Origin of the sequence: Noviherbaspirillum phoenicis, from assembly GCF_047237965.1 — a bacterium.
Taxonomy (GTDB): domain Bacteria; phylum Pseudomonadota; class Gammaproteobacteria; order Burkholderiales; family Burkholderiaceae_D; genus Noviherbaspirillum_A.
Map to the genome: position 1 here is coordinate 3,817,103 of NZ_JBDFLX010000001.1, position 18,983 is coordinate 3,836,085.

An 18,983-nucleotide genomic window follows, 5' to 3' on the forward strand; every position below is an offset into this window, starting at 1 on the left:
TATAAACAAAGGAACTCTGCTGTTTCAGAGCGCCTGGTGGCTATGTGTTCGCGGCTACATTGCACGATGTAATTTTTGCGGTCACAGGTATATCGCTTGCTAGCTCCTAGCCGGACTGGCGATGCAAGCCGGCGCCTGAAAAACCGGAGGACTTCCATGTTCACACTGGGTATCAATGCCGCATTCCACGATTGTTCCGCCTGCATGGTCTCCGATGGCGTGGTGCTTGCCGCGGCGGAAGAGGAACGGTTCACCCGCGTCAAGCATGGCAAGCGGCCAGTGCCGTTCACCGTATGGCAACTGCCTTACCATGCAATAGACTACTGCCTGAAGGAGGCCGGCATCAGCCTGCGCGACGTGGATCATGTGGCCTATTCCTACGACCCCTGGCTGCAGCTGGACCGTAGTGCGGTTGGGCCCACGCTCGCGCTGCCCCTGGAACCGTCGGGGCATGGCGGGCCGGCGCCATGGGATGCCTTGTCGCTCGCCTATATCGTGAACGCGCCGCGTCAGCTTGCCGGCGGCGCGCCGCATCATCTGAAGAAGCGCTTCATGGGCGTGAGCCACGACGGCCCGTTCCAATGGCACTTCGTTGAACATCATCTGTCGCACGAGGCCAGTGCCTTCATGGCCGCGCCCTTCGATGAGTGCGCCGTGCTGACCATGGATGGCAGGGGAGAGCAGGCCACCACCAGTTATGGCATCTATCGCAACGGCCGCCATGAGCGCATCGGGCAGGTCAATCTGCCGCATTCACTGGGGCTGCTGTATGAAGTCATCACCGATCACCTGGGCTTTCTGCGCTCGTCGGACGAATACAAGGTGATGGCGCTGGCATCCTTCGGCAAGCCGGCCTATGTCGATATCTTCCGCGATGTGCTCAGGTATCACGGCAATGGCGAGTACACGGTCGGCCAGCCCGACTGGACCGCATTGCTCGGACCGGCCAGGGAGCGTGGCGGCCCGACCGGGCAAAAGCACATGGATATCGCGCACTCGTTGCAGGTGGTGCTGGAAGAGACCGTGTGCCGCATGGCGCAGTGGCTGCATGAAGCCACCGGATCGAAGAACCTGGTGCTGGCCGGCGGCGTGGCGCTGAACTGCGTGATGAATGCCCGGCTGCGCGACCACGGTCCATATGAACAGGTCTGGGTGCAGCCCGCCGCCGGCGACTCTGGCACAGCGCTCGGCGCGGCATTGTGGGTCGATGCGCAGCAACGCGCCGGGCAGCCGCGGCGCTGGTCCATGGACCATGTGTTCCTCGGCCCATCGTATGGCGACGAGGAGATCGAAGGCTTCCTGCGCCAGGCCATGTTGCCTTACCGGCGCAGCGGCAATATCGCCGCCGATGCCGCCGCGCTGCTGGCGCAGGGCAAGGTGCTGGGCTGGTTCCAGGGCCGCATGGAATACGGGCCGCGCTCGCTGGGCGCGCGCTCCATCCTGGCTTCGCCGGTGAAGGCGGAGATGCAGGCCCGGCTCAACCAGATCAAGGACAGGGAAGACTTCAGGCCCGTTGCCCCGGTGGTGCTGGAAGAGGAGGCGGCCAACTGGTTCGTCGGTGCGGGCGTGTCGCCCTTCATGGTGTTCATCAACGATGTCAGGCCGGACCGGGTCGACCAGATTCCGGCGGTGCGGCATGTCGACGGCACTGCGCGCATACAAACCATCAACCGCAGCCAGAACCCGGTGTACTACGACCTGCTGCAGGAATTTCGCAGGCACACCGGCGTGCCGGTGCTGGTCAACACGTCCTTCAATACCCGCGGCGAGCCGATTGTCTGCAGCCCGCGCGATGCGGTCGAGTCCTTCTGCACCACGCCGCTGGATGCGCTTGCCATCGGTTCCTTCCTGCTGGAGAAGCCGACCCTGCTCACCGGAGGCGCGCCGTGAGCACGGCCATGCCGGCGCTGGACTTCGCCGGCATGCGGCGCATCGCGGTGTTCCGCGCCCTGCAGCTGGGTGACATGCTGTGCACCGTGCCGGCGCTGCGCGCACTGCGCAGGGCCGCGCCGCAGGCGGAGATCACCCTGATCGGCCTGCCGTGGGCGGCCGGCTTCGTCGAGCGTTTTAACATGTACCTGGACCGGCACCTTTGCTTTCCGGGTTATCCGGGCATGCCGGAACGCGAGCCGGATGCGCCGGCGCTGCCGGGCTTTTTCGCCGCTGCCCGCGGGCGGCAATTCGATCTGGCGCTGCAGCTGCACGGCAGCGGCGGCCTCAGCAATCCGCTGACGCTCGCATTGGGCGCGGCCCGCACAGCGGGCTTCCACGCTGCCGGCGATCCGTGTCCGGATCCGGCTACCTATGCACTGTGGTCGGAACAGGAACATGAAGTGCTGCGCTACCTGCGCCTGTTGCAGTGGCTGGGCGCGCAGCCATACGGCGAACATCTGGAATTTCCGTTGCGGCCGGAAGACCATGCCGCGCTTGCCCGCGCCGCGCCCGGCCTTGCGCCTGGCAGCTATGTCTGCATTCATCCCGGCGCGCGCCTGCCGTCCCGGCGCTGGCCGCCGTGGCGCTTTGCCCAGGTGGCCGACGGCCTGGCCGGGCAGGGCTGGACCGTGGTCATCACCGGCTCGCCGGATGAACGCGCACTCACGCAGGCGGTGCGCTCCGCAATGCGCTCGCAGGCCGTCGACCTGACCGGCGCCACCACCTTGGGCGCTCTGGCGGCGCTGCTGGCCGGCGCCCGGCTGCTGGTGTGCAATGACACCGGCGTGTCCCATGTGGCCGCGGCGATGGCCACGCCCAGTGTGGTGGTCTGTTGCGGCGCCGACCCCGGCCGCTGGGCGCCGCTGGACCGCGAACGCCATCGGGTGCTGCATGCCGACGTGCCGTGCCGTCCGTGCGCGCATGACGTCTGCCCGATCGGCCATCCCTGCGCCACCGGCGTTGCCAGCGCAAGCGTGCTGGCCAGCGCCGGGGCGCTGTGCCGGGAAGCGGCAACACAACCGCGACGTGAAAGCTGGAGGCTTCCATCATGAAGGAACTGCACTGCAAGCGGATTCTGGTCACCGGCGGCGCCGGCTTTCTGGGCTCGCACCTGTGCGAGCACCTGCTCAACCAGGGCCATGACGTGCTCTGCGTGGATAATTTCTACACCGGCAGCAAGCTTAATATCTGCCATCTGCTGACCCGCCCCAACTTCGAGCTGCTGCGGCACGACGTGACCTTCCCGCTGTATGTGGAGGTCGACGAAATCTACAACCTGGCCTGTCCGGCGTCGCCCGTGCATTACCAGCACGACCCGGTGCAGACCACCAAGACCAGCGTGCATGGTGCGATCAACATGCTGGGCCTGGCCAAGCGGGTCAAGGCCCGCATCCTGCAGGCTTCCACCAGCGAAGTGTATGGCGACCCCGAGATGCATCCCCAGGTGGAAGGCTACTGGGGGCATGTCAACCCGATCGGGCCGCGCTCCTGCTATGACGAGGGCAAGCGCTGCGCCGAAACCCTGTTCATGGACTACCGGCGCCAGCACGGCATGGCGGTCAAGATCGCCCGCATCTTCAACACCTACGGGCCGCGCATGCATCCCAACGACGGCCGCGTGGTGTCGAACTTCATCATGCAGGCGCTTGCCAACGAGCCCATCACCATTTACGGCGACGGCATGCAGACCCGCTCGTTCTGCTTCGTCGACGACCTGATCGACGGCCTGGCGCGGCTGATGCAGACGCCGGACGATTTCTGCGGCCCGGTCAACCTGGGCAACCCGGTCGAGTTCACCATGCTGCAGCTGGCGCAGGAAGTGATCCGGCTGACCGGCTCTTCCTCGCGCATCGAGCACCGGCCCATCCCCTGCGACGACCCGGTGCGGCGCAAGCCCGACATCGCCCTGTCGCGCTCCTACCTGGCCTGGGAGCCGAAGGTGCCGCTGGAGCAGGGCCTGCAGCGCACCATTGCCTACTTCAAGGATCTGCGCCTGGCGATGGGACGCGATCAGCAGGCCAGTGCCGTGCCGGGCTTTGCCCACCATTGAGCATTTCTGCGCATTTCCGATTTGTGAGGCGCCCGTAGCGGGCGCTTTTTGCATTTGGGTCAAGCGGCGTGCATTGCAACCAAATGGCGGGAAATTGCACTACAGGGGTGCCCTGTGAACGGTTTTCCAAGTCCGGATTTGCGGTGGACTCGCCAGATCGCCCCTGATTCATCGCTGCAATTGAGGAAGGTCCTGATGGCCTTGCACATTGGACCTGATCGCGAAAACGTCGCGGCGCCGATGATTACTTAGGAGGAATGCAATGATAAAAAAATGGTATCGGAGTCTGTTTCGCATTTTCTGTCTTGGTCTTGCAGTATTTCTGGTGGCCTGCGGAGGAAGCAGCAACGGCGGGAACAATAGCAATGCCGACAGCGGCGACGCTGGTAAGGACCCAGTCCCATTGACGCCGCTTCTTTCCCCCATTACGACAGCGAACTTCGATTACCTTAGTGCATCTGCTTACCTTGGACTGGAAAGCCTGGCCGAAATGGCCGAGGGCGTTGGTGTCGCCGCGGCGGATTTTCCAGGCGCACTCGAGCTTCCCGGACTGCTCGGCAGCGATATGGGTGCCGGCAGCGCTGCGGTCCCATTGCTTGGCCTTGCGATGAAAACGGCAGGCTTCCAACTGGTGGCAGGCGTTCCGCAGAAATTCGACTGCGAATTCGGCGGCTCGATCACCCTTTCGGGCGCAATGGCAAATCAGAATCGCCTGACGCAAGGCGATGAGGTCAGGGTCGTCATGGAAAACTGCCGACGTCCGGATGGGCCCGCCGATGTCGCCGGCGATCTCATCAACGGCAATATGAGCTTGTCAGTAAAGGAGCTCAACGGCACGCCAGGCCCCGATTCAGTCTGGTCAGGCATCATTGTGGTCCGCTACGACAATCTGGGCTCAGTGTCTGACACCGGCACCGAAAGCCTGAACGGCGATGCGCAGGTCAATATCAGCCAGTCTGCGAGAGAGAACCAGGTGCTGGCCGCAACGGGCAAGGAGCTGCGGCTGACGCAGCAGGCGCCAGGTAAGGCCGCGCAGGAGCTTATACTGCGTGACTACCGGGCTGACATCCACAAGTCCGGCGACAATCTTTCCTTTGGCGGCAACTTCACCTTCAGCACCATCAAGCCCGATGAGGGTACGCTGCTTGTCGGCGTCGCTACCGGCAAGCCCTTTACCGTCAATATCGAGGATGCGATTCCGGTCACGCCGCCGGATGGCGCGCCGCCGGCGGATGGCATCCGCCAGGTCGATGTCTATCCTTCTTCCGGGCAGATCACCGTCACCGGTGCGGCAAGCAATGTCACCCTGGAGGCGGAAAAATCCGCAGGGCTCGTGCCCAGCTTCCTTGCGCGCCTGACCGTGCAGACGACACGAAGCGACGGAAGCTATGCCGCTTCCCAGACCCTGCTCTGGAAGGACCTGCTGAGCGCGCTGTGACCGAGCATGCCAGCGCAGGGATGCCGGTCGCTCGCCTGGCGCCGGAAAATGACACGGCATGACGCCAGTGCCGGCCCTGCCTTGCGGCACCGGATGAACGGCATGCAAAAGGAAACTTAAACCGCCTGGTCGCTGTCCTGTTCCGCCGGCCCCTGGGCGCCGGCCGTTCCCATGCGCGCCTGGCCATGCGGGCACAGGTCGAGAAGGATGCAGGCGCCGCAGCGCGGCGCGCGCCAGGTGCAGGTGTCCTTCCCATGCCGCATCAGCACCTGGTGGTTGTCGTAGACCTGCTGCGCATCCCATTGCGGCGGCAGCTGCGCTTCCAGCACGCGGTGCGACGGTCCCACCGCCATGGTGGCCGGAATCAGCCCGAGCCGGGCAGCCACCCGATGATGATGGCTATCCACCGGCAGCGCCCGGCCGCGCAGGTTGCTGAAGGACAGCACCGCCGCGCTGGTCTTGGGTCCGACGCCCGGCAGGCTTTCCAGCCATGCGCGGGCCTCCGCCACCGGCCAGTCGCGCAGGAATTCCAGCGACATCACGCCATTGCCGCGCGCAGTCACTTCGCGCAGCACCTGCTGGATGCGTGGCGCCTTCTGTTCCGGCCAGGTGCAGGCGGTGATGGCTTCCTGCACCTCGGCCACCGGCGCGTCGCGCATTGCTTCCCAGTTGGCGAACCGTTCACGCAGCGTCCGGAACGCCTGTCCGGAGTCGCGGTTCAGGGTGCGGTGCGACAGCAGCGATGACACCAGCTCGCTGAGCGGATCGATGGTGTGGAAGTATTTGATGGGGCAATGATAGTGTTCGCACAGCCGCTGATGGATTTCCAGCGCCTTGGCCTGCAGGTCTGACGATAGGGAGGAAGCGGGCATGCGGTTCTTTCGATGGCGGAAGAGATAAGGGCCTTAACATGGACTTGTGCACGGAAAATTCGTTTCCCTGCCTGCCCTCGTGGCGCTTGCATCGCACGCCTGCCTTGCTTGCCGTCAAACCTGCCGGGTGCCCATCACGCTTAATTGCCCGACCGGGCCGACATGGCCGCATGCTGCCTGCGAACGCGCGCACGTTCCAGCAGGCTGTTCAGCCACGCTTTCAACAGCAGGCGGAATTTCTCGATGGGTGGCGTCGCGATGAACACCAGAAGCAGGGTGCCGACGATCACAAGCGCCCTGCGCTGCCAGCCCGACGGATCTTCCGGCCCGGCATAGCTGAAGAACTGGATCAGCGGCCGATGCAGCAGATAGAGCGGGAAGGTGGTGGCAGCCACGGTCGTGATCATCGACCGCAGGCGGCGGGGCAGTTCCGGGAAGGCGTTCGACAGCCCGTATACCCCAAGCAGATGCATCAGGAAGGCAAGCGCATCTATATAGCGGCCAACGATCTCCTCGTCCATGATGCGCAACTGGGCCGGCGCCAGGTAGCGCACATGCGGCGACGCCACCAGAAGGATGAGCCCGGTGATGGCCAGCAGCCAGCACCATGTCCTGGGCAGCGTTCTTTTCCTGCAGAACCGGTAAGCCAGGAAGCCCAGGCCCCATATCGGGAAAAGCGCCGCGATCACTGGGCCGGAAAGCACCAGCAGCAGCGCCACCCACAGCCATCGTACCGGCCGTTTCGAAAAGAAGATGACGCCGAACAGTATGTAATAAATGGCTTCGTAGCTCAGCGACCAGAAGGGCGCATTGATGCCCGGCACGAGCTTGAGATGCCAGACTTCCTGCAGCATCAGCAGGGAAGCGAGATAGCGCAGCAGCAAATGGTCGCCCGCGAACCACGGTTGGCCGAAATAAAGCGCCGGCGCCACCCGCACGCCAAACCAGTCGATCACGAAGGTCAGCGCCAGCGCCGGCAGCACGACAGACCATAGCCGCGCCGCGCGGCTGTTCAGATAAACCTGCCAGGTGCGCTCCTTCACGTCGGTGACATAGGCAATCACGAAGCCCGACAGCACGAAGAAGATCACCACGCAGGTGTCGCCGTAGTCACCCAGTTGCCACAGCAGTCCGGCTGTCCAGTGGACGCCGGAGGCATGGCCCAGAAAGACCACCATGGCAGCCAGAAAGCGAACCACGTCCAGGTAAGAGGAAAAGTTCAACGGCATTGTTTCTCTTTGGAACAAATGATGACGGTCGATGAAGGGCCAAAGCATACTTATTATTTAGGCAAGCCGCGCCTGGCCTGGACAGGGATATTGATCGATTCGCCATTGCATTACCGTGGATGCGCGCAGGCAATCAACCATGCCGCTCCCCGGCAGATGACATCAGGCTGCAGCCCGCTTTGCTCGCCGCGACCGCATGCCCGGCCAGGCCGGCGCGTCGCAAGCTGCACATCACGCCCTTTGCGCAGGCTTAAACCGGGATCGTTGCAGGCAGGCTAGCGTTGGGGCGCGCGCCACCATTGGACAGCGGCAGGCGGGCAGGCCGGGACGGAAGGATGCCCCGGCCGCGCCGCTTCGGAAGGAAATGCCATGGGACGTCCCCGCAACCTCACACCCCGCCGCCGCGGTCCCAGTCGCCGCGATTTCCTCAGGCGCACCGGCGCCGCCATGCTGGCCATACCGCTGCTCGATGCCTGCGGCGGCAAGAGCGACGATAACCCCGGCAACACCGGCACCGGCGGAACCACGCCCCCGGGCGGCAACCAGTTCCTGCATGGCGTGGCCAGCGGCGACCCCCTGGCCGATGCGGTGCTGCTCTGGACGCGGATCAGCCCCGCCGGCAATGCCGCGGTCAGCGTCGATTACGTCGTGGCCACCGACCCGGCCCTGGCCAATGTGGTCAAGCGCGGCAACGCCAGCACCGATGCCAGCCGCGACTACACCGTCAAGGTCGATGTCGGCGGGCTGCAGCCGGGCACCAGCTATTACTACCGGTTTTCCGCGCCCGGCGGCCAGTCGCCGGTCGGCCGCACCAGGACCCTGCCGGCCGGCGATACCGGCAACCTGCGCATTGCCGTGACCAGTTGCGCCAGCCTGGCCCACGGCTTTTTCAATGCCTACCGTCGCGTCGCCGAGCGCGCCGACCTGGACCTGGTGGTGCACCTGGGCGACTACATCTATGAATACGGCAACGGCCAGTACGGCAGCCTGCGATCCTACGAGCCTGCCACCGAAGCCATCACGCTGGCGGATTACCGGGCCAGGCATGCCCAGTACAAGCGCGACGCCGACCTGCAGGAAGTGCATCGCCAGCATCCGATGGTGGCGATCTGGGACGACCACGAGGTGGCCAACGACGCCTGGGCCGGCGGCGCGCAAAACCATACCGAAGGCGTGGAAGGCAGCTGGAGCGCGCGCGTGGTCGCCGCGCTGCAGGCCTACTATGAATGGATGCCGGTGCGGGTGGTCGACCCGGCCAACCTGCGGAAGAACAACCGCAGCTTCGCGCTGGGCAAGCTGGCCGACCTGATCATGCTGGAAGAGCGCTTCAACGCCCGCTCCCAGCAGGCGCAGCCGACCGGCGACATCAACATCAGCGCCATCCTTGGCGCGGGTCCCTTCAGCCAGACCGGCGCCTTCGCCGATCCGGCGCGCCAGATGCTGGGTACGGAAGAGGAGGGCTGGCTGGCCGAGCGCCTGCGCGGCTCGGGAGCCACATGGAAGCTGGTCGGGCAGGGCGTGATGTTTGCGCAGCTCAAAGCCAGGCCCGGCGTGCTGCCCGATGGCGGCACCTTCCTCAACCCCGACCAGTGGGACGGCTACCAGCCGGCGCGCGACCGCGTCTTCGATATCCTGAAGGGCAGCGCCGGCGCGCCTGCGGTCGGCAATGTGGTGATCCTCACCGGCGACATCCACAGCGCCTGGGCAGCCGACCTGACGCAGGACCCCAACAACAGCGACGTCGCCCAGGGCGGCTACGACGCCGGCACCGGCGCCGGCTCGCATGGCGTGGAGCTGATCGCCACCTCGGTCACCTCGCCGGCGGTCGATGACGAGCGCGGCGCCATCGCCGCAGCGGTGAAGCTGGTCAACCCGCATGTCAAGTATGTCGAGCTCGACAAGCGCGGCTACATGCTGCTCGACATCAATGCCAGCCGCGTGGTGGCGGAATGGTGGTACGTCGACACCATCGCCGGCCGCAGCGCCAACCAGACCTTCGGCCGCGCAGTGCAGGTGGTTGCCGGGGCCAACCACGTCAGCGACGGCGTACAGACCGCGCCACGGCCCAACCCGCCGGCGCCGGCGCCCTGAGGTGGCCGCGGCCCCGTATTGCCGCAAGGGATGGCCATAAAAACAATGCACGCCCGCCGTGCATTGGTAAAATGCCCGTTCGCCTTTTCACCCGTCCCGACATCCCCATGCGAACCGATACTTCCCAGGCAATCTATCGCAGCGACTATGCCGCGCCGAACTACCGTGTAGAAACCGTCGAACTGGGCTTCGACCTCGATCCCAAGCTGACCCGGGTCGCGGCGCGCCTGACCATGACCCGCAATCCGGAAGGCCGCAGCAACGACATCGTGCTGCATGGCGACACGCTGGAACTGGTGGCGCTGCGCATGAACGGCAAGCTGCTGAACCGGCGCGCCTATCGCTTGAACGGCGGCGAACTGGTGATCCCCGGCGCGCCGGACAATGTCACGCTGGAAATCGAGACCGCGCTGCATCCCGATGCCAATACCTCGCTGATGGGCCTGTACGTGTCCAACGGCAATTTCTTCACCCAGTGCGAGGCCGAAGGCTTCCGCAAGATCACCTACTTCCCCGACCGGCCGGACGTGATGGCGCGCTACACCGTGATGCTGCGCGCCGACAGGCAGAAGTATCCGGTGCTGCTGTCCAACGGCAACCTGATCGAGCAAGGCGACCTGGGCGACGGCCGCCACTACGCGCTGTGGGAAGACCCGTTCATGAAGCCGTCCTACCTGTTCGCGCTGGTGGCCGGCAACCTGGTCTGCCAGGAGGAACGCTACACCCTGCAGTCGGGCCGCGAGGTGCTGCTGCAGGTCTGGGTAGAGGAGGGCAACCTCGACAAGACGCAGCATGCGATGGACTCGCTGAAGAACAGCATACGCTGGGACGAGGAGCGTTTCGGCCTGGAGCTGGACCTGGACCGCTTCATGATCGTCGCCGTCGGCGACTTCAACATGGGCGCGATGGAGAACAAGGGCCTGAACATCTTCAACACCAAGTATGTGCTGGCCAATTCCCGCATCGCCACCGACGCCGATTACGCCAACATCGAAGCCGTGGTCGGCCATGAGTACTTCCACAACTGGACCGGCAACCGCGTCACCTGCCGCGACTGGTTCCAGCTGTCGCTGAAGGAAGGCCTGACCGTGTTCCGCGACCAGGAATTTTCCGCCGACATGGTGGGCACCGAGAGCGGCCGCGCGGTCAAGCGCATCGACGACGTGCGGGTGCTGCGCCAGGCCCAGTTCCCGGAAGACGCCGGCCCGATGGCGCACCCGGTGCGGCCCGACAGCTATGTCGAGATCAGCAACTTTTACACCGTCACCATCTACGAGAAGGGCAGCGAGGTGGTGCGCATGTACCAGACCCTGCTGGGCCGCGACGGCTTCAGGAAGGGCATGGACCTGTACTTCCAGCGCCATGACGGCCAAGCCGTCACCTGCGACGACTTCCGCGCCGCGATGGCCGATGCCAACGGCCGCAATCTCGATCAGTTCGAGCGCTGGTACAGCCAGGCCGGCACGCCGCGCGTGACCGTCAAGACCCGCTACGACGAAGAGAACCGCACCTACGACATCACGCTGAGCCAGTCCTGTCCGCCCACGCCCGGCCAGAAGACCAAGCTGCCGTTCCATATCCCGGTCAAGGTTGGCCTGCTGGATGCGGTCGGCGCCGACCTGCCGTTGACGGCCGAAGGCGAGAATGTGGCCGACGCGCCCACCACCCGCGTGCTGGAACTGACTGAAGAAAGCCAGACCTTCCGCTTCGTCGGCGTGCCGGAAAAGCCGGTGCCTTCGCTGCTGCGCGACTTTTCCGCACCGGTGGTGCTGGAGTATGAATACACCGACGAGGAACTGGCCTTCCTGATGGCCAACGACAGCGACCCCTTCAACCGCTGGGAAGCCGGCCAGCGCCTGGCCACCCGCCGGCTGCTGACCCTGACCCGCATGGTGCAGAACCAGGAGCCGATGCGCGAATCCACCGCCAACCTGGAAACCTATGCGGCGGCGTTGCACAAGACCCTGGCCGACAGCACGCTGGACCCGGCCTTCCGCGAACTGGTGCTGACCCTGCCCAGCGAAGGCGTGCTGGCCGAGCAGATGGAAGTGATCGACCCGCAGGCCATCCACACCGCCCGCCAGTTCATGCGCCGGCTGCTGGCGCGCACCCTGCGCAACGAGCTGGTGCAGCTGCACCAGCTGAACCAGACGCCCGGCGACTACAGCCCGGATGCACTGTCGGCCGGCAAGCGCGGCCTGAAGAACGTTGCGTTGCAATACCTGGCCGAACTGGACGATACCGACAGCCACGCTCTTGCCCAGTCCCAGTACGACCAGGCCGGCAATATGACCGACCGCATCGCCGCCCTGGCCGCCTTGCAGAACAGCAGCGCGCCCGGCAGGAAGGATGCGCTGGAGCGCTTCTACAGCGAATTCGAGGATGAGCCGCTGGTGATCGACAAGTGGTTCTCGCTGCAGGCCATGGCGCCCGCCGCCGACGTCAATGCGGTGCGCGCGCTGATGAAGCATCCGGCCTTCAGCCTGAAGAACCCGAACCGGGCGCGCAGCCTGATCTTCAGCTTCTGCAACGGCAACCCGGCGCAGTTCCATGCCGTCGACGGCAGCGGCTACCTGTTCTGGTCCGAGCAGGTGATTGCCTTGAACACCCTGAATCCGCAGGTCGCCGCCCGCCTGGCGCGCACGCTGGACCGCTGGCGCAAGTACGCGCCGGCGCTGCAGGAGCAGATGCAGGAAGCATTGCAGCGGGTTGCCGCCACGCCGCGCCTGTCCAAGGACGTCTTCGAGGTGGTCAGCAAGGCGCTCGCCGCCGATGAATGATCAACAGCCAATGATCAACGATTAACGATTAACGCCGTCAAGAAAGCCAATATGAAACGTATCAGCCTGACCCAGCACCTGATTGAAGAGCAGCGCCTGCACAACACCATTCCCGCCGAGCTGCGGCTTCTGATCGAAGTCGTCGCGCGCGCCTGCAAGACCATCAGCCACGCGGTGGGCAAGGGCGCACTGGGCGAGGTGCTGGGCACCAGCGAAGCCGAAAGCGAGAACGTGCAGGGCGAGATCCAGAAGAAGCTGGACATCATTTCCAACGACATCCTGCTGCAGGCCAATGAATGGGGCGGCCACCTGGCGGCGATGGCTTCCGAGGAAATGGAAACCATCCACCCGATTCCCAACCGCTATCCGATGGGCGAGTACCTGCTGCTGTTCGATCCGCTCGATGGCTCGTCCAACATCGACGTCAACGTCTCGATCGGCACCATCTTCTCGGTGCTGAAGGCGCCGCACGGCATGACGGTGCCGACCGAAGCCGCCTTCCTGCAGCCCGGCAGCCAGCAGGTCGCCGCCGGCTACGCGGTGTATGGCCCGCAAACGGTGCTGGTGCTCACCACCGGCAACGGCGTGCAGTCCTTCACGCTGGACCGCGAGATGGGTTCCTGGGTGATGACGCAGAAAGAGGCGAAGATTCCGGAAGATACGAAGGAATATGCGATCAATTCCTCCAATGCCCGCCACTGGTATGCGCCGGTCAAGCGCTACGTCGACGAAATGCAGGCTGGCAAGACCGGTCCGCGCGCCAAGGACTTCAACATGCGCTGGATCGCCTCGATGGTGGCCGACGTGCACCGCATCCTGACCCGCGGCGGCATCTTCATGTACCCCGCCGACGCCCGCGACCCGGACAAGCCGGGCAAGCTGCGTCTGATGTACGAAGCCAACCCGATGGCCTTCATCGTCGAGCAGGCCGGCGGCGCCGCCACCGACGGCAAGCAGCGCATCCTGGACATCCAGCCCGAGAAGCTGCACCAGCGCGTGCCTGTTTTCCTGGGCTCGAAGAACGAGGTGGACCTGGTAACGTCCTACCACCGTGACGCCTGATCCGCGCCGATCAAGATTGATGTGGCAAGTTGCGCGGATTTCTTGATAGAATACGCGTCTTCGCTGATGTAGCTCAGTCGGTAGAGCAACTGATTCGTAATCAGTAGGTCGGACGTTCGATTCGTCTCATCAGCACCAGTAATCAAGTACAAAGGCCACCCTTGCGGTGGCCTTTGTACTTTTGAAAGTTGTTTGTGCTATCGATTCATTTGTTTCAGCTACCAAAGCAACGCCTAGGAGCCTGCGCGGCAGAAGGATCGACGCCATTCTTCGGGCATTTTTGGAGGGGCCTTCACCCCCTGGGAGGGGTCGAGAAAATCAATTGTGGCGCGTTCTGAGGGATCGAAAATTTCGCCCCGATCTACATTCCTTCTGCCGCGCGGGCTCCTGGAATCGGAGTTCATCTTTGAAAGCTTGATATCTTCGAATACGCTATCAAGCGCTACGTGATCACGAACGGGGAACGCCCCTGTTCAGGCGCCATACCACTTCCCAAGTCACGGTGTCGATGACTTCATTCACGTCTTGTATTCGTCTTTCAGCGAAGGATTGCGCTTCTCGCAGATCGTCGAATGTGCCGGCCATACTGAGAGGATCGTCTGCATTTTCGCCGTGCATGTACTGCCGAATGATATAGCGACGCATAATTATTATTCCGTCTGGTTTACATGGGACTGAGCTGCCTGGGCACTTGCGGTGGCTTCAAGTTCTTCGCATTTACCCATTGCTGCACGATAGCCTTTTGAAAACAAGTCACGTTCATGTTCCAAGTTTTGGATGGGCATTCGTTGCTCATCAATTATTTCTCTGAGCGCCGCAAGGGACGCCTCAAGATTGCGGACGGTTTCTTCTTTATGCACTTCGTATGTCTCCGTTTATTTTTGCGCGGAATTATACGCATGTGCAACATCCGGGAATTGCGTGAACGCGGACGGCGAATAAAAAAAGCCCGCGCGCGGCGGGCTTCATGACTAGGTGTGGCAGTGTTACTTCTTGGCTGCCTTGCGGCGCGATGCTGCAAAGCCCAGCAGGCCGAGACCGAGCAATGCGACGGTGGTTGGCTCAGGGACTGCATTTCCATTTCCACCCTCACTCGGCAGTGCGAGCAGAGTCAGCCTTGCAGTTTGTGTCAGCGATTCCTGCTGGTTAAACGACAGGTCAGTCATGTCGATCCTAAACTTGCCGCCCGCGCCAAAGTCTACGGTCGAGGGAGCCCAGTCGATCTTGTAATCGACCGCGTCAGGATTAAAAATGCACAGGAAGCAATCATTTACAGGTCCGGTATAGGCAATGACGCCGCTTGTCGTAACAGTCAGAGGCGTGCTGGTTGCAAATGGATTAGTGAAATTGAAGGTGGCAGTGATTCCCAGACTTCCAGTCTCGCTTTGGGAAATATTATCTTCGCGCAAGGTAATGAGGCCGAAATTGAAAAGGCTGGTCTGCTGATTGACTGTAGTCAGATTGAAGACTTTGCTGGTATTCCAATAACCGGCTGTGCTGAATGTGACGTCCAAGTCATTGTTGCCAGTTCCATAACCGTTTTCCGCGGCGAATGAACCGCCTGTGATGGTAAAGGTAATGGCGTTGGCTGCCGGTGCTGCGAACATACATCCTGCGACTGCGGTTGCTGCTAAAGCTTTGATCATCTTTTTCACGTTGGCTCCCTTGATTGAAAATGCTACAAAAGTTGTTAATGCAGCAATCATGCCAGGGAAAAATATTTCCTATAAAACAACTAGTTGGCTTTAGGTAATCAACCGGAAACTTTGCTTTTGTAAATATTTCCGACAGGTACTTATGTGCTATGCGGGAATAATCACTTGACGGACATCCGGCGAATCTGAGGAGAAAGCGGGTGTTGCCGCCGTTGTTAAGGGCGGTTGAAGTAGGGGATTAGCCTTGTTTTGACCTGGAAATTGCTGAGTCGTTGGATGCTTTGAGAAGCGCTTGTATTTCTTTACACTCTTTCATCGCTTTTGCGTACCCAGCCGCCAGCAAGTCTCTCTCATGTCACATGACGCCGATGAAAGCACGCTGCTCGTTGATTATTTCTTTGAGCGCTGCAAGGAAGGTTTCAAGCTTGCGGAACGTTTCTTCGTTATGCAATTCGTATGCCTCCGCTCATTTCTATGTGGAATTATGTCCGTGTTTAGCATCAGGAGATTGCGTGAATACGGACGGCGAAAAAAAAGCCCGCATGCCGCGGGCTTCATGACCAAGGAACGGTTTTTACTTCTTCGCTGCCTCGCGGCGGGATGTTGCAAGGGCGAGTAGGCCCAGACCGAACAAGACTGCCGCGCCAGGCTCTGGAACGGCGGATCCGGTTGCCACCGGCGTAATATCGAGGCCCCAGCTTTTTAAGGTGCCGGTGTCTTGGCTCTGAACGTCACTGACGCGCAGTGTCCAAGTTCCGAATGCATCGATACCGTTGAATATGGAAAGCGCCTGTTCTGGCCTAAAGGTGTTGTTAAACGGGGCTGACCCTTGGGAGATAGACTGAGTTGCCGAATCATCGAATACGACGTTCTGGAAGTTATTGCCGCTTCCGCCGCGACGATTCGACAAGATAACCGAAGTGCCAGTCGGAGCAAAAATGCTAATGACCAAGTCTTGGTCGTAAGTGTGGTTAAGGTTGCTCAGAAGAACGTTAAGATCTTGAATGATGAAATGGGACGACACCGCTAAGGTCGAATTGATCGTGCAGAGATCGCAGATCGGAGTGCTCGTGTTGTTCATGATGACGGTTGCCGACACAGGCGCGGTCATGATGGATGCGGCAGCGAATGCGAAAGCGGCGAAAATCGATTTAATGTTCATACGAGCCCTGGAGTTTTTTGATCGTATATTCTCTATAGCAACTGTTATGCCATGGAAAATATTTACGTTAAATCAACTAGTTGCACTTTGGTAATTCGCTCTGAGGGTCTGAGTGTAAATATTGTCGACAGGAAAAGAAGTCAATTCGTCCAACTGGGTAATGACATCCTCCATCGCTTCGACAGGACGTGCCAGCTACGTACTCCACAAAGGGAGGGCTATCGAACCGTAAGCCTGACCAGCTGCTGCGCTCGTCTCATCAGCACCAGGGATGAAAGGGAGTTGGCTTGAAGCCAGCCCCCTTTCCCATTTCTGGCGATGCCTCGGGTAGCGACCATGCTGGCGCCAGGCGCAGCCCCGCATGCCATTGAAGATCCGGACAAAGCCTATATACTCGGCCATTCCGGCCAGCCCGCATCAGCAGACTTCACAGTGAACAAGCCCCGCATTCCCCTGAATGACGATTGTTCTTCCCTGAACCAGGGGAAGTCGCGGCTGCGCGTCCGTGCCAGCGGTCTTCTTGCGCATCGCCTGGCTACGTCCGCCGTGCCGTTTCCGCGCATCGGCAAGGCATCCTTGTCCGTCCGGGATCTTGCCTGCCTTTCCTGGGCTCGGTGAGCGCCGGACAACCTTCCCGGTTTTTCCAGCCTCCCGAGCCTGCCCCGACGCAACAGCCAACTGCCGTACCGCAGCCGAGAGATAGCCCGTCGCGCATTTCCGGCAAACGGCATCCGACTGGTCTGGTTCGCCCCGCGCCCACGGCGTCCGGCGCGTGCCGCCGGTCAGTCCCTTCAATAAATTGTCAGGCATAAGGCCTGTCAGGAGTTCCAATCATGAAACCATCCATCGTCGTGTCCTCGACCGACCTCGAACGGATCGAGGCCCTGCTCGATGCCCTGCCGCCCGATTCGTCTGCCGCGCAGTCCCTGCGCGAAGAGCTCGACCGGGCTGACGTCCTGGCGCCGCAGGACATGCCGCCGTCCGTTGTGACGATGCGCTCGACAGTGCGCTTCCAGATCGACGCGTCGCCGGAAATGTTCTGCCTGACCCTGTCCTATCCCAGGGAAATGCCGGACGTGCCGGACGGCATTTCCATCCTCACGCCGGTTGGCACCGCGCTGCTGGGCCTGTCGGTCGGCGACAGCATAGAGTGGCCAGGGCCGGACGGGCGCCGGGTGCAGGTCAGGATCGTCGAGGTGCTCTACCAGCCGGAGCGGGCCGGGGACTTTTCCCGCTGAAAGCCTGGCCGCTCGATGGAAGGCGCCTCAGGCCAGGCCGCGTTCCCTGCGCGGCATGGCCTGCGCCCCAACGCCTCCCAGCCGGCGTTCCCGCAGCATGTCCGCCGCCACCATGACGCCGCCCAGCAGGCCGGCGAACACGGTCCAGATCACGTAGCGATAGTCCGCCGCCGTCGCCAGGAAAAACAGCGACGCCATGTTGGCGATGCCGCTCACGGCCACCGTGGCGGCCAGCAGGTTTTCATCCCGGCTGCCGCGTGCGCCACGGAAGCGCTGCCAGGCCAGCGCCAGCGTGGCGACGCATAGCAGCAGATAAATCCAGGGCTTGTAGAAAGGGGTGGCCGCAAGGCGGTCGAAGGCGCGGAAATAGCTGCCGGCGCGCTGTTGGCTGATGTGGTTGAAACGGAAGCCAAACTCGTTGCCATCGATGCCCGGATGATACGGGTAATAAATCTTCGGCACGCCAATTCCCAGCATGGTCAGGAACAGGTGGCTGCGGTGCTTCAGGTAGATGCCGGGATTGGCCGCCACCACTTTCAGCCAGTCGGGCAGCAGTCGGCCCTGAAACTCTTGCGGCGGGAAAGGCCAGACTACCGCCCAGTAGGGGTAATTGGTGTCCGGCACGCGGACCCGCGCCAGGTCCTGCAGCAGCTCCCCGGTGCCCACGCGCGGAATGTAAGGCGGTATCACGTCCTCGCCGCGCGCCAGCGAGATCTCGGCCAGGTCCCATACCAGCAGGGTGCCCAGTCCATTGCTCTTCTCGGCGTTGGCATTGAGCGCGGCAATGCCCTGAAAGTAAGCCAGGCTCAGCGCCGCCACCGCAAGCAGGGCCACACCCGTCTTTTTCAGCGCCGGCAGGCGCGAGCGCGACACCGCCGCGTAAGCCAGAAAGCCCATCAGGAACACGCCGGGAATGAAGCCGTTGATCCTGACGGCGATCGCATAGAACAGCGCCAGCGCAGCCAGCAGCAGCCAGCCCCAATGCCGGTAGCGCAGGTAGCCCAGCAGGGCCGCGCAGGCCAGCGCCAGCATGCACATCATGCCGACGTCTTTCCAGATGTGCAGCGAGGTAATCACCAGGGGCGGGCAAAAGCCGATGATTAGCAGCAAGGCGATGCGCCAGGCCAGGCGGCGCGCCGCCAGCAGCGCAAACAGCGCGACCGTCAGCCAGTAGAGCAGCTGGTGAAACAGCAGCATGGTGCCGGTGTTGGCGCTGACGCTGTCGAAGAAGCGCCACAACATCACCATGATGACAGGATGCGCATCGTTGAGCGCGGCCAGGCCCTTTGCCTGCCGGTACTGGTACAGGGTGTCGAAGGACATGAAGCCCGGTGAAAATTCGTAGGCCAGGGCCAGCGCGCAAACCAGGGCGGTCAGGCAGACCAGCCCGGCGCTGATGGCATTGCCGCGTGGCCGCGCTGCTTCTTGAAAGTGTGCATCCATAGGTCGGTGAGGGTGGAAGAGCTTGCCTGCC

The 18,983-nt window shown here is 62.5% G+C and carries 15 protein-coding genes and 1 tRNA gene; 9 read left to right on the plus strand and 7 right to left on the minus strand.

Features of this window, described 5'->3' with window-relative positions; all coding sequences use genetic code 11:
• Nucleotides 1–135 precede the first annotated feature (135 nt).
• From ABC383_RS16990 to ABC383_RS17005, 4 genes are all read left to right on the plus strand, one after another.
• Nucleotides 136–1,890: a carbamoyltransferase family protein gene (locus tag ABC383_RS16990; protein WP_413016400.1), complete on the plus strand. Its 1,755-nt coding sequence runs from the start codon at nucleotides 136–138 to the stop codon at nucleotides 1,888–1,890.
• A gap of 8 nt (nucleotides 1,891–1,898) precedes the next feature.
• Complete coding sequence (locus tag ABC383_RS16995) at nucleotides 1,899–2,984, plus strand: glycosyltransferase family 9 protein (RefSeq protein ID WP_413016402.1); 1,086 nt, start codon at nucleotides 1,899–1,901, stop codon at nucleotides 2,982–2,984.
• Nucleotides 2,981–3,982, plus strand: coding sequence for a UDP-glucuronic acid decarboxylase family protein (locus ABC383_RS17000; RefSeq protein WP_413015312.1), 1,002 nt, complete (start codon nucleotides 2,981–2,983; stop codon nucleotides 3,980–3,982). The genes ABC383_RS16995 and ABC383_RS17000 overlap by 4 nt, the downstream gene beginning before the upstream one ends.
• A 262-nt stretch (nucleotides 3,983–4,244) precedes the next feature.
• Nucleotides 4,245–5,420, plus strand: a complete 1,176-nt coding sequence (locus ABC383_RS17005; protein ID WP_413015314.1) for a hypothetical protein — start codon at nucleotides 4,245–4,247, stop codon at nucleotides 5,418–5,420.
• Between the two features lie 116 nt (nucleotides 5,421–5,536).
• On the opposite strand, the gene ABC383_RS17010 is transcribed toward ABC383_RS17005, so the two are convergent.
• Both ABC383_RS17010 and ABC383_RS17015 read right to left on the minus strand, forming a co-directional pair.
• Nucleotides 5,537–6,292 (minus strand): endonuclease III domain-containing protein, encoded by a 756-nt coding sequence (locus ABC383_RS17010; protein WP_413015316.1) that lies wholly within the window; start codon nucleotides 6,290–6,292, stop codon nucleotides 5,537–5,539.
• Between the two features lie 140 nt (nucleotides 6,293–6,432).
• A complete protein-coding gene (locus ABC383_RS17015) occupies nucleotides 6,433–7,521 on the minus strand; it encodes an acyltransferase family protein (protein ID WP_413015318.1) in 1,089 nt (362 codons plus the stop codon).
• Nucleotides 7,522–7,890: 369 nt separating this feature from the next.
• Between ABC383_RS17015 and ABC383_RS17020 the strand changes: the two genes are divergently transcribed.
• From ABC383_RS17020 to ABC383_RS17035, 4 genes are all read left to right on the plus strand, one after another.
• Nucleotides 7,891–9,612 (plus strand): alkaline phosphatase D family protein, encoded by a 1,722-nt coding sequence (locus ABC383_RS17020; protein ID WP_413015320.1) that lies wholly within the window; start codon nucleotides 7,891–7,893, stop codon nucleotides 9,610–9,612.
• A 107-nt stretch (nucleotides 9,613–9,719) separates the two neighbouring features.
• A complete protein-coding gene (pepN, locus tag ABC383_RS17025) occupies nucleotides 9,720–12,392 on the plus strand; it encodes an aminopeptidase N (RefSeq protein WP_413015321.1) in 2,673 nt (890 codons plus the stop codon).
• Nucleotides 12,393–12,443: 51 nt separating this feature from the next.
• Nucleotides 12,444–13,454 (plus strand): class 1 fructose-bisphosphatase, encoded by a 1,011-nt coding sequence (locus ABC383_RS17030; RefSeq protein ID WP_413015323.1) that lies wholly within the window; start codon nucleotides 12,444–12,446, stop codon nucleotides 13,452–13,454.
• A gap of 62 nt (nucleotides 13,455–13,516) precedes the next feature.
• Nucleotides 13,517–13,592 (plus strand) — tRNA-Thr (locus ABC383_RS17035).
• A gap of 312 nt (nucleotides 13,593–13,904) precedes the next feature.
• On the opposite strand, the gene ABC383_RS17040 is transcribed toward ABC383_RS17035, so the two are convergent.
• The 4 genes from ABC383_RS17040 to ABC383_RS17055 form a co-directional block, all read right to left on the minus strand.
• Entirely contained in the window at nucleotides 13,905–14,099 is a 195-nt protein-coding gene (locus ABC383_RS17040; RefSeq protein WP_413015325.1) for a hypothetical protein, read from the minus strand.
• A gap of 5 nt (nucleotides 14,100–14,104) precedes the next feature.
• Nucleotides 14,105–14,314, minus strand: a complete 210-nt coding sequence (locus ABC383_RS17045) for a hypothetical protein (RefSeq protein ID WP_413015327.1) — start codon at nucleotides 14,312–14,314, stop codon at nucleotides 14,105–14,107.
• A 126-nt stretch (nucleotides 14,315–14,440) separates the two neighbouring features.
• Nucleotides 14,441–15,160, minus strand: a complete 720-nt coding sequence (locus ABC383_RS17050) for a PEP-CTERM sorting domain-containing protein (protein WP_413015328.1) — start codon at nucleotides 15,158–15,160, stop codon at nucleotides 14,441–14,443.
• A 523-nt stretch (nucleotides 15,161–15,683) separates the two neighbouring features.
• Nucleotides 15,684–16,271 carry a proprotein convertase P-domain-containing protein gene (locus ABC383_RS17055; protein ID WP_413015330.1) on the minus strand — a complete coding sequence of 196 codons (588 nt, stop codon included), beginning with the start codon at nucleotides 16,269–16,271 and terminating at the stop codon, nucleotides 15,684–15,686.
• A gap of 833 nt (nucleotides 16,272–17,104) precedes the next feature.
• Here ABC383_RS17055 and rnk point away from each other — a divergent pair.
• Nucleotides 17,105–17,509 carry a nucleoside diphosphate kinase regulator gene (rnk, locus tag ABC383_RS17060; protein ID WP_413015332.1) on the plus strand — a complete coding sequence of 135 codons (405 nt, stop codon included), beginning with the start codon at nucleotides 17,105–17,107 and terminating at the stop codon, nucleotides 17,507–17,509.
• A 27-nt stretch (nucleotides 17,510–17,536) separates the two neighbouring features.
• Here the strand turns inward: rnk and ABC383_RS17065 are convergent, their stop codons facing one another.
• Nucleotides 17,537–18,952 carry a hypothetical protein gene (locus ABC383_RS17065; protein ID WP_413015334.1) on the minus strand — a complete coding sequence of 472 codons (1,416 nt, stop codon included), beginning with the start codon at nucleotides 18,950–18,952 and terminating at the stop codon, nucleotides 17,537–17,539.
• Between the last annotated feature and the right edge of the window lie 31 nt (nucleotides 18,953–18,983).

What these genes read in the sequence shown, in the direction of transcription:
- ABC383_RS16995 (WP_413016402.1), top strand. Translation starts at nt 1,899, where the DNA reads ATGCCGGCGCTGGACTTCGCCGGCATGCGGCGCATCGCGGTGTTCCGC.
- ABC383_RS17000 (WP_413015312.1), top strand. Translation starts at nt 2,981, where the DNA reads ATGAAGGAACTGCACTGCAAGCGGATTCTGGTCACCGGCGGCGCCGGC.
- ABC383_RS17005 (WP_413015314.1), top strand. Translation starts at nt 4,245, where the DNA reads ATGATAAAAAAATGGTATCGGAGTCTGTTTCGCATTTTCTGTCTTGGT.
- ABC383_RS17010 (WP_413015316.1), bottom strand. Translation starts at nt 6,292, where the DNA reads ATGCCCGCTTCCTCCCTATCGTCAGACCTGCAGGCCAAGGCGCTGGAA.
- ABC383_RS17015 (WP_413015318.1), bottom strand. Translation starts at nt 7,521, where the DNA reads ATGCCGTTGAACTTTTCCTCTTACCTGGACGTGGTTCGCTTTCTGGCT.
- ABC383_RS17020 (WP_413015320.1), top strand. Translation starts at nt 7,891, where the DNA reads ATGGGACGTCCCCGCAACCTCACACCCCGCCGCCGCGGTCCCAGTCGC.
- pepN (WP_413015321.1), top strand. Translation starts at nt 9,720, where the DNA reads ATGCGAACCGATACTTCCCAGGCAATCTATCGCAGCGACTATGCCGCG.
- ABC383_RS17030 (WP_413015323.1), top strand. Translation starts at nt 12,444, where the DNA reads ATGAAACGTATCAGCCTGACCCAGCACCTGATTGAAGAGCAGCGCCTG.
- ABC383_RS17040 (WP_413015325.1), bottom strand. Translation starts at nt 14,099, where the DNA reads ATGCGTCGCTATATCATTCGGCAGTACATGCACGGCGAAAATGCAGAC.
- ABC383_RS17050 (WP_413015328.1), bottom strand. Translation starts at nt 15,160, where the DNA reads ATGATTGCTGCATTAACAACTTTTGTAGCATTTTCAATCAAGGGAGCC.
- ABC383_RS17055 (WP_413015330.1), bottom strand. Translation starts at nt 16,271, where the DNA reads ATGAACATTAAATCGATTTTCGCCGCTTTCGCATTCGCTGCCGCATCC.
- rnk (WP_413015332.1), top strand. Translation starts at nt 17,105, where the DNA reads ATGAAACCATCCATCGTCGTGTCCTCGACCGACCTCGAACGGATCGAG.
- ABC383_RS17065 (WP_413015334.1), bottom strand. Translation starts at nt 18,952, where the DNA reads ATGGATGCACACTTTCAAGAAGCAGCGCGGCCACGCGGCAATGCCATC.